General features: G+C 45.9%; 10 protein-coding genes and 2 pseudogenes. 1 reads left to right on the top strand and 11 read right to left on the bottom strand.

What is annotated here, in order from left to right:
- Positions 1–74: 74 nt before the first annotated feature.
- Positions 75–1,261 (bottom strand): annotated as a pseudogene (nifS, locus tag VZF35_RS20405) (cysteine desulfurase NifS).
- Between the two features lie 38 nt (positions 1,262–1,299).
- Positions 1,300–1,752 carry an RrF2 family transcriptional regulator gene (locus tag VZF35_RS20400; RefSeq protein ID WP_407307954.1) on the bottom strand — a complete coding sequence of 151 codons (453 nt, stop codon included), beginning with the start codon at positions 1,750–1,752 and terminating at the stop codon, positions 1,300–1,302.
- 255 nt (positions 1,753–2,007) lie between these two features.
- On the opposite strand from VZF35_RS20400, the gene VZF35_RS20395 reads away from it, so the two are divergent.
- Positions 2,008–3,303, top strand: coding sequence for a replication-associated recombination protein A (locus VZF35_RS20395; RefSeq protein ID WP_407307952.1), 1,296 nt, complete (start codon positions 2,008–2,010; stop codon positions 3,301–3,303).
- Positions 3,304–3,538: 235 nt separating this feature from the next.
- Here the strand turns inward: VZF35_RS20395 and trxA are convergent, their stop codons facing one another.
- The 9 genes and pseudogenes from trxA to recJ form a co-directional block, all read right to left on the bottom strand.
- Positions 3,539–3,868 carry a thioredoxin gene (trxA, locus tag VZF35_RS20390; protein ID WP_407307950.1) on the bottom strand — a complete coding sequence of 110 codons (330 nt, stop codon included), beginning with the start codon at positions 3,866–3,868 and terminating at the stop codon, positions 3,539–3,541.
- A 24-nt stretch (positions 3,869–3,892) separates the two neighbouring features.
- Positions 3,893–4,174 carry a metal-sensitive transcriptional regulator gene (locus tag VZF35_RS20385; RefSeq protein WP_407307948.1) on the bottom strand — a complete coding sequence of 94 codons (282 nt, stop codon included), beginning with the start codon at positions 4,172–4,174 and terminating at the stop codon, positions 3,893–3,895.
- Between the two features lie 152 nt (positions 4,175–4,326).
- On the bottom strand, positions 4,327–6,096 hold the full coding sequence (aspS, locus tag VZF35_RS20380; protein ID WP_407307946.1) for an aspartate--tRNA ligase: 1,770 nt from the start codon (positions 6,094–6,096) through the stop codon (positions 4,327–4,329).
- Between the two features lie 3 nt (positions 6,097–6,099).
- Positions 6,100–7,371 carry a histidine--tRNA ligase gene (gene hisS, locus VZF35_RS20375; RefSeq protein ID WP_407307944.1) on the bottom strand — a complete coding sequence of 424 codons (1,272 nt, stop codon included), beginning with the start codon at positions 7,369–7,371 and terminating at the stop codon, positions 6,100–6,102.
- A gap of 443 nt (positions 7,372–7,814) precedes the next feature.
- Positions 7,815–8,435 carry an MBL fold metallo-hydrolase gene (locus tag VZF35_RS20370; protein ID WP_407307942.1) on the bottom strand — a complete coding sequence of 207 codons (621 nt, stop codon included), beginning with the start codon at positions 8,433–8,435 and terminating at the stop codon, positions 7,815–7,817.
- 15 nt (positions 8,436–8,450) lie between these two features.
- The gene (gene dtd, locus VZF35_RS20365) at positions 8,451–8,900 is read right to left on the bottom strand and encodes a D-aminoacyl-tRNA deacylase (RefSeq protein ID WP_407307940.1); all 450 of its coding nucleotides are present in this window, start codon (positions 8,898–8,900) and stop codon (positions 8,451–8,453) included.
- 1 nt (position 8,901) lies between these two features.
- On the bottom strand, positions 8,902–11,118 hold the full coding sequence (locus tag VZF35_RS20360; RefSeq protein ID WP_407307938.1) for a RelA/SpoT family protein: 2,217 nt from the start codon (positions 11,116–11,118) through the stop codon (positions 8,902–8,904).
- A 36-nt stretch (positions 11,119–11,154) separates the two neighbouring features.
- Entirely contained in the window at positions 11,155–11,673 is a 519-nt protein-coding gene (locus VZF35_RS20355) for an adenine phosphoribosyltransferase (protein ID WP_407307936.1), read from the bottom strand.
- A pseudogene (gene recJ / locus VZF35_RS20350) lies at positions 11,670–14,130 on the bottom strand (single-stranded-DNA-specific exonuclease RecJ). The gene VZF35_RS20355 and the pseudogene recJ overlap by 4 nt, the downstream one beginning before the upstream one ends.
- Positions 14,131–14,148 lie beyond the last annotated feature (18 nt).

Genomic DNA, 14,148 nt, shown 5'->3' with positions numbered 1-14,148 from the left:
GTGTCTCTGTCATTTAAAGGGTATAATGCCTATTTGAAGTCCACTTAATCTGACGAATTCAGTATGCCGAAACGTTATTGAGCTTGCTTGGCATGAAGCACTTGATCATAAAGAGGGGACATCATACGCAGACGCTCTACAATCTTAGGCAATTGTTCCAGAACGTAATCAATATCTTCTTCCGTATTCTGACGTCCTAAGGTAAAGCGGAGGGATCCATGAGCAATCTCGTGAACCAACCCCATGGCCAGCAACACGTGAGAAGGATCCAGAGAGCCTGAAGTACAGGCTGAACCGCTCGAAGCAGCAATCCCAAGCATATCAAGAGAAAGCAATAAGGACTCTCCTTCAACATATTGAATGCTGACATTGACATTGTTCGGTAAGCGCTTCTCGCCAAGAGGCCCGTTGATTTTAACATAATCAATTTTCTCTAAAATACCGTTCATTAATTTATCCCGCAGTTTCAGTTGGTACTGAGCATCTTGGGCCATCCGCTGACCGGCTAACTCACAGGCTTTACCAAAGCCAATAATTCCTGGGTATTTTCTGTACCGGAACGACGCTTCTTCTCTTGTCCGCCGCCATGGACTAACGGAACCACTCGGATTCCTTTGCGAATGTAGAGCGCCCCAACTCCTTTAGGTCCATAGATCTTATGACTGGAAACGGTTAGAAGATCTACGTTCATTTCTTGAACGTCAATGGGGATCTTACCAAACGATTGCACGGCATCAACATGAAATGTAATACCATGTTCCTTGGCAAGTTTACCGATCTCAGCAATGGGCTGAATCGCACCAACTTCGTTATTGGCATGCATCATCGTGATCAAAATTGTGTCTGGGCGAATTGCATTTTTGATGCCTTCTACCGAAACGATACCTTCATCATCTACCGGAATGATCGTTAGGTCAAAGCCGTTTTTTTCCAAGTATTCGCAGGTTTCAAGGACAGCGTGATGTTCCACCGCTGAGGTAATGATATGCTTGCCTTTTTTCCGCAGCGCTTCCGCGGTTCCCAGAATCGCCAGATTATCCGCTTCCGTTCCGCCGCTGGTAAATGTTACTTCCGAGGGAGCAGCACCGATCAATTCCGCTACTTGCCTCCGGGCTTCCTCCAAGGCCTGCTTAGCTTCTCTTCCGAAACTATGAACACTGGAAGGATTGCCGTATTTTTCAGTGTAGTACGTCATCATTAACGCCGCTACTTCCGGATCAACCGGAGTGGTCGCGCTATGGTCTAAATAAACTCGCCGCATGGGCTCACTCCCTTAAATTTATTGTCAGGTAACAAAGGTTAGATATAGTACATATACAAGCTGCGCTCAGATTCGAGCTTTTGGGCATCTTCAAGCATTGTTTCAAGAGTGATAGAATCTAAAACTTCAGCAATAGAGTCTCGAACCTTTTCCCAAATTGTCCGAGTAATGCAATATTCCGCTTTAGTGCAGCATTCCGGATCCTCTTCGGAGACGCAATCTGTCGGCGCTATAGGCCCTTCTAAAACCCGAATTATGTCCCCGACGGTTATTTTGTCCGGTTCTCTGCCTAATAAGTAACCTCCTTGAGCCCCTCGAACACTCTTTACTAATCCTGCTTTACGCAATCCTGCAACAAGTTGCTCCAAATAATGTTCAGAAATCCCTTGTCTTTCAGAAATACTTTTTAAAGAAATAGGCCCCTCACCCATATGCTGAGCTAGATCAAACATAGCTCTCACGCCATACCGACCTTTGGTTGAGAGTTTCACACCCTCACCTCTTTCCAAGAGTTATCATGTAATGATCTTTTCAAACATATCTTATTAAAATAGTCGGGATTTGTCAAGGCTATATCCAACTCTTTTACTATTGTTTTTAGGATAGTGAATTATACCCCGATACTTTATTATTCTCCAAGAAAACCTTGAAATCATCTTTAACGCTGGAAAAATCCATGTGTTATAATTGAAGATATACGACCTCTATGCTTCTTCATATTTCCTCCAGAAAGGAACAGTAATCTCATGAATCTATTTTCAGCTGCCTTCGATCAACATCAAGTCGCACCCCTTGCAGAGCGAATGCGCCCAAGAACACTTGATGAATATATTGGGCAACACCAAATTCTTGGTCCTGGTAAACTCCTTCGCCGGGCAATTGAAGCAGACCGCGTTTCCTCTCTGATCCTCTACGGCCCGCCCGGAACGGGCAAGACTAGCCTCGCCCAAGTGATTGCCTCACAAACTACTTCTCGTTTTGTGCGCATTAATGCTGTTACCTCTGGTGTAAAAGAACTTCGCGAGATCACCTTACAAGCAACGGAGGACCTACACCTTTATGGAAAACGAACCTTAGTGTTCTGTGATGAAGTTCACCGCTTCAATAAAGGACAACAAGATGCCCTCTTACCTTCCGTAGAAAATGGGACCATTACTTTCATCGGAGCGACGACCGAAAATCCCTTCTTCGAACTGAATTCTGCGCTTCTGAGCCGTTCCACACTGTTTCATTTGGAACTCTTGACGTCTTCAGAAATTCGTCTCGGCCTCGAAAAAGCGCTGCAAGATTCGGAGAGAGGGTTAGGCCGCTATCAAGTTGAGATATCCTCTTCAGCCTGGCAACACTGGCTGAATTATGCCAACGGAGATTTGCGCAGAGCCCTAAATGCCTTAGAATTGGCTGTTATGACTACCCCGGCAGAACAGGGGATCCGGCATATCACTCTGGAAATAGCTGAAGAATCCATACAGCAAAGAGCTCTGCGCTTTGACAAATCCGGAGATAATCATTATGACATCATTTCCGCTTTTATCAAAAGTATGCGCGGCTCAGATCCGGATGCCGCCCTCTACTGGCTGGCGGTTTTACTCGAAGCCGGAGAAGATCCTCGTTTTATTATGCGCAGAATCATCGTCCATGCCTCAGAGGATGTTGGTCTTGCCGACCCCATGGTCATGCTTCAAGCCCACGCTGCTGCCAACGCCCTAGAATGGCTCGGCTTGCCGGAAGCACGAATTCCCCTTGCTCAAGCAGTACTAGCCATTGCGACTGCCCCAAAAAGCAACAGCGCTGTCCAAAGTATCGATAAGGCGCTGGCTTTTGTGAAAAAGCATCCCACCGGAGAGGTTCCTATCCACTTGCGAAGCAGCAGCTATCCCGGCGCGGAGAAATTAGGGAATGGTCAAGGATATTTGTATCCCCATAACTACCCCGATCACCGGGTGAAACAAACCTATCTTCCGCCCCAAGTTCAAGGGCAAGTCTTTTACACACCCTCGGAAATGGGGAGAGAACATTTTAACCCCGATGATAAATCATAGTAAGCAGACAAGGGGACGGTTCTGTCTCATCAGTTAGACAGAACCGTCCCCTTGTCTGCTCTCGTTTCTAGAGCCTTCCAAGTTGAACTCGTTTTCAGCTAAAGCCGAGCATCGAGGCTCCAGATGGGGACTCTATCCCACCTGAAGCCAACGAGGACCCACCCGCACTTGTAGAAGCGGGAGACCGATAACTGAATAAATCTTAAGTTCTGCAGTCCTGTTCTCGGTTTTAGAATTAAAGCTGAGCTTCAATCATTTTAACAAGATCTGGTTTTCCTCGGAATCCTGTGATTTTGTCGACCAACATTCCGCCTTTGAACACTGCAAGCGTAGGAATACTCATGACTCCATATTTACTGGCAATAGGCCCATTCTCATCAACGTCGAGCTTACCAATGACCATCTTCCCAACGTAAGAATCAGCCAATTCTTCGACGACTGGCGCTACCATCCGGCATGGACTGCACCAAGGAGCCCAGAAATCAACTAAAACCGGTTTCTCAGATTTTAGAACATCTGATTCAAAATTTGCTGTTGTAAATGTTTTTACATTTGCACCTGCCATGATAATCCCCCCAATTAATTAAGATTACTTAATAAATTTCGTTAGCACCCCGATAAGCTCTTCGATGGCGGCCTCCTGGTTATTGCTTTCAACTGCATTACGCATACATCCGCGAGAATGATGTTCAAAAACAATAGTTCCAACTTTGTTAAGGGCAGCGCGCACGGCGGCGACCTGAATCAGTACATCGACACAGTATTTGTCACTTTCAACCATACGCTGGATTCCTTTAACTTGGCCTTCAATTTTCTTAAGTCGGCGCATGAGATCCTCTTTGGATTCTGAATAAGTTGTTGAATTTATCATACGGTTTCCTCCGATACCCTAAGGGGGTAGCTACAATGTAATTATATCTAAGCGCTGCAATTATGTCAAATGGTTCCTAGCAAAAATTCAAGTGCACCTTTCCCACAGCAGCTACAACCTCACAGGAAATATCATACATTGTGCTACAGGCTCTACTTTAAAACCGTCTTAATACTCAACTCCTTCAATTGATTCTCTGAAACTGGTGACGGCGCCTGAACCATAAGGTCTGAGGCACTTTGCGTTTTCGGGAAGGCGATAACATCTCTAATATTATCTTTTCCTGTCAGAAGCATGATCATGCGGTCAATTCCAAAGGCAACCCCGCCGTGGGGAGGTGTCCCAAATTCGAAGGCCTCCAGCAGATACCCAAATTTAGCGATCGCTTCTTCCTCGGATAAGCCTATTAACTTGAAAATCTGTTCCTGGACGCTGCGGCGATGAATCCGAATACTTCCGCCACCGAGTTCAGTACCGTTAAGGACCATATCATAGGCTTTGGCCCGTACTTTCAAAGGCTCCTTCTCCAAAATCGGCAGATCTTCATCCATTGGGGCAGTAAATGGATGGTGAATGGCTACATGACGTTGCTCCTCCTCGTCATACTCCAAAAGCGGGAATTCAGTAACCCATAAAAAGTTGAACGTCTCCTCAGGTATAAGTCCTAAACGTTTTCCCAACTCCAAACGCAGATGCCCTAAGGCGTCACAGACAATCGGATATTTATCAGCAACAAAAAATACTATATCTCCAGTCTCAGCCTTTGTAGCCTCAATGAGCGCTTGCATTTCTTGCTCAGAGAAAAATTTCGTAATGGGTGATTTTATTCCTTCCTCGGAAAAGACGATCCAAGCTAAACCTTTAGCTCTGTAGGCGCTAACGAATTTCCCTAAATCATCAATTTCGCGTCGCGGCATTCCTGCACACCCTTTGGCACAGAGACATTTCACACTTCCGCCGCTAGCAACAACATTGGCAAAAACTTTAAACCCTGACGTTCCAACAATCTCTCCCACATCAATAAGTTCCATCCCGAAACGCGTATCCGGTTTATCCGAACCAAATCGATCCAACGCTTCTTTATAAGTAAGGCGTGGGAAAGGCAGTGTAATCGATTCACCAATCGTTTCTGAGAAGATTCTCACCATTAATTGTTCCATCATGGGAAGGATATCTTCTACTTCCACGAAGGACATCTCCACGTCAAGCTGGGTAAATTCCGGTTGCCGATCCGCTCTAAGGTCTTCATCCCGGAAGCAACGCGCTATTTGAAAGTATTTTTCCATCCCGCCGACCATTAAAAGTTGCTTAAAAATCTGGGGAGACTGAGGTAAGGCGTAAAACTCCCCCGGATGGACACGGCTGGGAACAAGATAGTCCCTTGCTCCTTCTGGTGAGGATTTGATAAGTACCGGTGTTTCCACTTCATAAAAACCCTGACTGTCAAAAAAAGTACGCATGATTTGCATCACCTGATGCCTTGTTTTGAAGACAGCCTGCATTTCGGGCCGTCGTAAATCGAGGTAACGATATTTCAAGCGCACTGTTTCATCAACATCTACCTGATCTACAAGATAGAAAGGAGGAGTTTTGGCTCCATTTAGAACTTCTAGCTTCTCAGCAACAACCTCGATGTCTCCAGTTGCTAAATTTGGATTAATCATCCCTTCGGGACGTGCGATCACTCGACCTAAGATAGAAACAACAAATTCAGAGCGGAGACTTTCCGCCAAACTAAAGTTATCTTTCAACGTTTCAGGATCAAAGACAACTTGTACGATACCAGAACGATCCCGAAGATCAACAAAAATCAAACCTCCATGGTCTCGACGGCGCTGAACCCATCCTAACAACCGAACTACTTCACCTACTTGGTCTAAACCTAACTCTCCATTAGCAATGCGTTCTGAGAATATTGTCATTGTCTAAACTCCTCTCTGATGCTTCATAGAAACTACTTCAATTGCTTTGTCTAAAGGAATCTCAACTTGATCCCCTGAGGTTAAATCTCTGAGGAGAAAAACCCCTCGTTCCAGCTCCTCTTCCCCTAAAATAAGGGCGAACTCTGCACCCTCTCGATTCGCTGCTTTAAGTTGTGCCTTTAAACTGCGGCCCAGAAGATCCATGCTGATAGGGATTCCTCGGGCGCGCAGAGCGCTCATGAGCGAAAACCCCCTATTTTGAGCCTTATCTCCCAAAGCGATAAGCATAGCAAATTGTTTCGGCTGTTTCTTGTTAAATTTGCCCTGAACTTGGAGGGCGGCTAAAACCCGTTCCAGACCCATCGCAAAGCCAATGCCCGGAGTGGCCGGTCCCTCAATTTCCTCGACCAGACCGTCATATCGTCCGCCTCCACAGATGGCGCTCTGGGCCCCGATTTCTTCCACCATAACTTCGAACGCGGTTTTTGTATAATAATCAAGGCCCCTGACAAGGCGTGGATTGACCCGATAAGCAACCCCTGCCCCTGCTAAAAGGCTGAGAACTTTCTCAAAGTGCGTGCTGCAGTCAGGGCAAAGAGTGTCTAACGTAGTTGGCGCGCCTCCCGTCACAGCCTGACAATGAGGATTTTTGCAGTCCAAAATCCGCAACGGATTCCGTTCAAAACGTTCCTGACAGTCATTGCACAACTCAGCTTTCCGCGTGGCTAGAAATTTCTGCAGCTGCTCCCGGTGTGTGGCCCGACATTTGGGACAGCCTACGGAATTGAGATGAACTTCTAAGCCCACCAATCCAAGTCTTTGATATAAATTCCAAACTAGGTTTATCACCTCCGCATCAACCAGTGGTTGATCGGCCCCTAAAACTTCAACTCCAAATTGATGAAATTGACGGAATCGGCCGCTTTGGGGGCGTTCATAACGAAACATCGGCCCTACGTAATATAATTTCACCGGTAAGGGTTGGCCGTAGAGTTTGTTCTCAACGTAGGCCCGACAGACAGAGGCCGTGCCCTCGGGGCGTAAGGTCATTGACCGGTCTCCTTTATCGAGAAACGTATACATTTCCTTTTTAACGATATCCGTTGTTTGCCCTACCCCTCGTTGAAAAAGCTCTGTTGCCTCAAACATCGGAGTTCGAATTTCTTCATACCCAAAGTCTCGGCAGACATTCCGAATCGTCTCTTCGAGATATTGCCATTGTTCGATCGTACCCGGCAACAAATCTTGAGTCCCTTTTGGTCGTTGAATCGCCACTGTTTTTCCTCCTTAGCGCTATTTGGTTATTTGAGAAAACTCGTCTGCTGCCACGCATCACGAGATCGGAAACCGTTTGTTAAGTTGCTTTCTGATTAGTAAAAAAAGTTCTCGTTCCTTGCTTTGCGCAAGGGACGAGAACTTCTCGTGGTGCCACCCTTTTTGACGGAATCCATCCGCCCACTTTTTAGTCGTTAACGAGACCATCCGCAGTGTCAACTAATCCCATTCGGCTGTCCTATCACGTATCTTTCAGGCCAGTTCCAGTCATGCTAGCCCTCCCTGCAGAAAGTTATACGCAGTATCTTCCGAATAGTATCCTGAATAGCTGAGACTTAGATATTCATGTATACATAATAGTTTGTCCAATTATTTTAACAAATAAAATTGATACTTGTCAATGGACTTATCTTTTTGTGTGTTATGTAACACTTTTCAGACAGTTATCCTAAAAAAGGATTGTCCCGTTTTTCCTCTCCGATACTTGTCTCTTCACCGTGACCAGGGAAGACTCTTGTACTATCCGGAAGGATAAACAGTTTTTCCTTGATTCCTCGGAGAAGCAAATCCAGAGATCCTCCGGGAAAATCCGTACGGCCGATTGATCCTGCGAATAGCGTGTCCCCGCTAAACAATCCTTCGGAGCACAAAAAGCAAACTCCGCCTGGGGAATGTCCTGGGGTAGAGATGACCTTTAAGCGCTCCTTGCCCACCAAGAGTTCCTGTCCATCCTCTAGAAGTAAATCCGCACCCTTCAGCACCACAGCAGGGCCAAAATAACTGGAAAGGTTTTTTCTGCCGTCCGTGAGCATTTCTGAATCCCCCGTATGAATTCCTACCTGGACATCTCCAAGAAGGTCTCTTAACTCATCCACGGCTCCGATATGATCTACATGCCCGTGGGTCAAAAGAATATACTCAACTTTGAGTCCCTTCTCCAGAACCCAACGATAAATTCTTTTACCATCAGCACCTGGATCAATCAATACGGCTTTCTTACTCTCCATACAGGCATAGAGATAACAGTTTGCACCCATTGGTCCCATCGCTCGTCCTTCTATCATGACAATCCCTCCCGTTTAGAACGTTTTCTCACTATCTAAGAGGATGGTCACCGGCCCGTCATTGACCAGTTCAACCTCCATTTCCGCTTGAAAAACTCCCGTGGCCACGTTAAGGCCTCGACTCCGAAGGCCTTCCTCTACCTGCTCAAAAAGGACTTTGGCTCGTTCAGGCGGCGCAGCAGTGGTAAAACTCGGTCGTTTCCCGCTTCGGCAATCTCCGTAAAGAGTGAATTGAGAAACCAATAAGATTTCCCCGCCAAGATCCAGAACGGAACGATTCATTTTTCCTGCCGAGTCTTCAAAAATCCTCAAGCCGCTGAGTTTATCGATCATCCAAGTTAAATCAGGATCTCCATCTTTCTGACCAACTCCTAAAAAGACTAAAAGACCAGCAGAAATCCTCCCAACGGTTTCCCCCTGTACTTTGACAGAAGCACGTTTAACACGCTGAACAACACTGCGCATGTTATTTTCCTCCAGAATGAATCCGCTCAACCTCCGTAATATCTTTGATTTTGCGAATTTTATGCATGACCATTTTTAGCTGTTCGAGGTTACGAATTTCAACCCGCAATTGAATGTGCGCCACATCGTCCTTCCCAACTCGAGCATTGATCCCTAAAATATGTGTCCTAGTATCTAAAACCGTATTCATAATTTCTGTCACTAAACGCGGCTTATCCATTCCATAAATCTTAATGTCCACCGGGTAGGTAGAATCCACTTGCTCGGCCCAAACAACTTCCACAACTCGTTCGCGCTCCTCTTGAGAGTGAGTCAGCAAATTACTGCAGTCTTTGCGATGAATGGAAACTCCCCGTCCGCGCGTTATATAGCCAATAATCGCATCACCGGGTAAAGGATTACAGCACCTCGAAAAACGCACTAAAACGTTATCCACGCCTTTGACACGCACCCCGTGAGACGCCTTCCCGTAATGATTTTGGGAGGCTGGTTTTCCCTCGCCTTGTTGGAGAGCAGCCAATTGCAGCTTTTCTCGCTCTTCTTTGGAAAGTTCTTCACGCAAACGCATTAAAACTTTATTGGGAGTCAGTACGCCATCTCCAATAGATGCATACAAATCATCAAGGCCCATGAGGTTTTGACTCTTCCCTATGGCTACAAGACTCTCGGTCTTTAAAACAACGGCTGGATCAAGCCCAAGTTTACGGACCTCTCTTTCCAGACTTTCTCGGCCGCGGATAATATTATCCTCGCGCTGCTCTTTCTTGAACCATTGGCGAATTCTATTTTTGGCCTGTGACGTTTTAACGAAAGCAAGCCAGTCTCGACTTGGGCCACCACCTTGCTTGGAAGTAAGAATCTCTAAAATGTCACCGTTGGCCAGCTTAGTGTCCAAGGGAACAATCCGTCCGTTGATTTTTGCTCCAATGCAGCGATGCCCTACATCCGTATGCACGCGATAAGCAAAATCGACGGGACATGAATCTGCAGGTAATTCAACCACATCCCCCTTGGGAGTAAAGACAAAAACCGTATCGGAGAACAGATCAATCTTTAAGGACTCCATAAACTCCCCGGCATCTCTGGAATCGTGCTGCCACTCCAGCAATTGGCGCAGCCATGAAAGCTTCTGTTCAAAATTGACCCCAGCCGTGGACTTGTTCCCACTACTGGCGGTTTCCTTGTTGCCTGCTTCTTTGTACTTCCAGTGCGCAGCAATACCATACTCTGATGTTCGGTGCATTTCACAAGTCCGAATCTGAATCTCAAAAGGCTCTCCATGTTCACCAATTAAGGTCGTATGCAAGGACTGATACATATTAGGCTTAGGCATGGCTATATAGTCTTTAAACCGTCCCGGAATCGGCTTCCATAAGGTATGGATAATCCCTAAAGCTCCGTAACAATCATTAACAGATTCAACAATCACTCGAATGGCCATCAGATCGTAGATTTCACTTAATTCTTTATGCTGTGTGGTCATCTTGCGGTAAATACTGTAAAAATGTTTAGGGCGACCAGCAATGTCGGCGTAAATTTCCACTTCGTTCAAACGTTGGCGCATTTGAATGATAACCTCATTAATATAAGCTTCTCGCTCACGCCGCTTTAAAGCGATTCCTTCAACCAAATCATAGTATTCTTGAGGTTTGAGATAACGGAACGAAAGATCTTCTAATTCCCATTTAATCCGGAAAATCCCTAAACGATTGGCCAGCGGAGCAAAAATTTCCAGAGTTTCCTGGGCAATTTCTTTTTGTTTTTCCACAGAATGATACTTCAGCGTGCGCATGTTATGCAATCGATCCGCGAGTTTTATAAGAATAACGCGGATGTCTTTGGCCATAGCCAAAAACATTTTGCGCAGATTCTCAACTTGTTGCTCAACCTTGCTCTTATATTCGATCCTGCCAAGCTTAGTCACTCCATCGACCAGCAAAGCAACTTCTGAACCGAACTCTTTCTCAATATCGGCAAGCGTAAACGATGTATCTTCCACGACATCATGGAGTAAGGCAGCAGCGATCGTTGCTTCGTCCATTTCCAGATCCGCCAAAATCTGGGCAACTTCCAAAGGATGCAGAATATAATCTTCTCCGGAATTGCGAAGTTGGTTACGATGAGCCACTTCAGCAAATCGATAGGCTTTGTCCACAATTGCTAAACGTGATTGTGGAGTCGTCTTTTGCAGTTTAATCCGTAACTCCGCGAAGGACATTAGCGAACTCCTCTCATCCGATATAACAAGCAAGGATTACTTTTGGTAGTCTACAAGTGAAAAAACAGGATAATCCGCGAGCTTTTGACGACCATTTAAAAAAGAAAGTTCGATCAAAAAACCCATTCCCAGTACTTCAGCGCCAATTTTTTTCATCAGATTTGCTGTCGCCAGCATAGTGCCGCCTGTGGCTAATAAATCATCAACGATCACAATTCGTTCTCCGGTGTGTATAGCGTCCGCATGCACCTCTAAGGTATCTGAGCCGTATTCCAGTGCATAGGTTTCGCGAACAGTCTGAGCCGGCAATTTCCCAGGCTTTCGAACCGGTACGAAGCCTATTCCCAAAGCATAGGCAACTGGGGCACCTAACAAAAATCCTCGAGCCTCAGGGCCGACGATGACTTCAGGCTTCCAGGGCCTAATCTTTTCAACCATCTCATTAACTGCCGCACGATAAACTTCGCCGTTTTTAAGTAGGGTTGTGATATCTTTATACGAAATACCTTCTTTGGGAAAATCAGCAATGACGCGAATGTGTTCGCTAAAATTCATGATCGTTCCGCCCTTCTTTGTTTCTCTCCGTAAATTAGGGAATTTGCTAAAAGTTTTTTTTGAAAGTTTAAGGCACGCTCAAACCGCTCTTTGCTGTAGCGATAGCGTAGTGAGATATCAAGATCCAGCTTACTCTGGGCCGGAATCCACTCCAAGGCAATTTTTTCGCTCCCACCGAGACAGCGGATAAGCCCCAATTCCTCAAAGATCTTCAGGGCTGATCTAAAACCTTGGTCGTCCTTGCTGTCAAGACGGACATAGAAAGGGTTACTTTCAGAGGCTTTGTTCTTAAGCTCGCGATAAAACCGAATGAGCTCGTCACGTATCAAATATCCACATTTCTTGCGAACCCTCTCCTCTTGAAGATCTTGGTGTCCTGCCATGGCCAAACGATGAATCCCCAAATGTTGGAACTGCTCTAACCCTTTCGTAAACTCCTCTTCTGAAAGCGGAAGGCCCAGGATAAGGCCCAAACCCTCGTCCTCTCCTAAAGAGAAGCCAACCTGATTCATGGGTTGTCTGTTTTTTATAGTTCCTGGTGGAAAATAGTTCGGAATCAACGTGTCATCCCAAAGCTGCAGGCATGATTCACACCCGCTCATGTCCCAGACCCATATTCGCCTCTTGTTCGCGGGGGTCCATTCTGAAGGACATAACTCACCCCAGTCCAGCCATTCAAAGTCGAGGCTGTCCTGAGCCGCAGCAATTTCCTGCCGAGCTCTTTGTTCATCATTCTCAGAAGCTTCAGCGCGGATCCAGCTTGCCTGAACCTGAACATCCTTGATCATTAATTGAACTTTTTCCGGTCCTTGAAAAGTATTCCAATCCAAACTAAAGGCTGCGTCAAGCTTAGCTGCGCTATTAAGTTCAGAGAACTGATCTCCAAGGCGAAAAGCAATTCCTTCCTGTTCACCATGATTTCCAAACCGAAATTTAAGATGATTTCGTTCCTTACCCACTGTATTTACAGAATATACATTAATCCCTTGAATCGCCAAAACCGGACCAGAATTGCCAAAACCAAAAGGTGCCAACATTTCCAGCTCATGAAGCAATTCCGCTGAAACCTCATCAAGGGAAATCTGACGGTCGATATGCAGAACCTCTTGAAACATCGTTTCCTCAAAGGCTGCAGCTTGACGATTCAGGCCTTGCCTCAGCTGTCCGATATTTTCCGTTAAAAGCGAAAAACCTGCAGCTGCGCTATGACCCCCATATTTCATCAGAAGTTCCGCCTGTGCTCTTAATTGTTCCAAGACCGGGTAGCCCGGAATCCCACGGGCCGAACCTTTAGCTTCTTTTCCCTCTTCAGCAATCATAAACACAGGACGATAATAGCGTTCAACTAAACGAGAGGCTACAATCCCGATCACTCCATGGTGCCAATGATTTGAAGAAAGTACGATGACTCTTGGTAAAGGTTCACCCTCGATTAAGGAAATCGCTTCTGCTAAAATTTCCTTCTCGGTCTCTTGCCGAGATTGATTTTCCTTTGTCAATAAAGATGCTAGCTCATCGGCTCTCGCTAAATCTTCAGTTAAGAGGAGTTCGAGACCTTCTCGAGCACTGTCCATACGCCCTGCGGCGTTAATCCTTGGAGCCACCATAAAGCCAATTTGACCCGCTTTAAGGGTTTTGCCCTTAAGCCCGCACTCTTGGAGAAGAGCAGCTAGCCCTGGGTGAACGGTATTTTCCATTTGCTGAAGTCCTTGATGGACAAAAACCCGGTTTTCTCCGACTAGAGGCACAAGATCAGCAATGGTTCCTAACGCGACCAAATCAAGCAAGCTGATTTCCGAGTCAACATCATTTCCGTGTTCTAAAACTTGCAGGAGAGCTTGAGCCAATTTGAAGGCCACCCCCACGCCCGCTAAATCTCTAAAAGGATAACCCGAATCCTCAATTTTGGGATTTAACAACCCGAAGCGCATCCGGCAGACATTCTGGCGGCTCATGATGATCTGTTATAATGACATCAATGCCCAAACTCCGGGCAATGTTCACTTCAGAAACCGCTGTCACTCCACAATCAACGGTAATGAGTACTTTGACCCCCGCTTTCGCTGCTCGTTGAATCGCCTCTTCATGTAATCCGTACCCTTCGTCCTGTCGGTGAGGAATATAAGCGACTGCTTGAAAACCTAGGTCGGTCAGTACTTTATATAATAAAGCAGTACTAGTTACTCCATCGACGTCATAATCTCCATAGACTAGTACCTTTTCTTGCTTCTCTAAGGCCAGAGTCAAGCGTTCAACAACTCGCGCCATATGCCGAAAGCAGAACGGTGAAAATAAACTTAACAGTGTCGGATGCAAAAATTCAATGACCTTTTCAGGTTCCTGGAGATTTCTTTGAACTAAAATATCTGAAACAATCTTAGAAATTCGCAGAGAATCACGGAGAAGTTTCGACATCCGTCCTATTGATGATTGCAATGCCCATATCCGTTTCACGATATACCCCCTAGACTATCA

Origin of the sequence: Desulfosporosinus paludis (assembly GCF_045689965.1) — a bacterium.
Taxonomy (GTDB): domain Bacteria; phylum Bacillota; class Desulfitobacteriia; order Desulfitobacteriales; family Desulfitobacteriaceae; genus Desulfosporosinus; species Desulfosporosinus paludis.
This window is presented reverse-complemented; position numbering and strand designations above follow the sequence as displayed.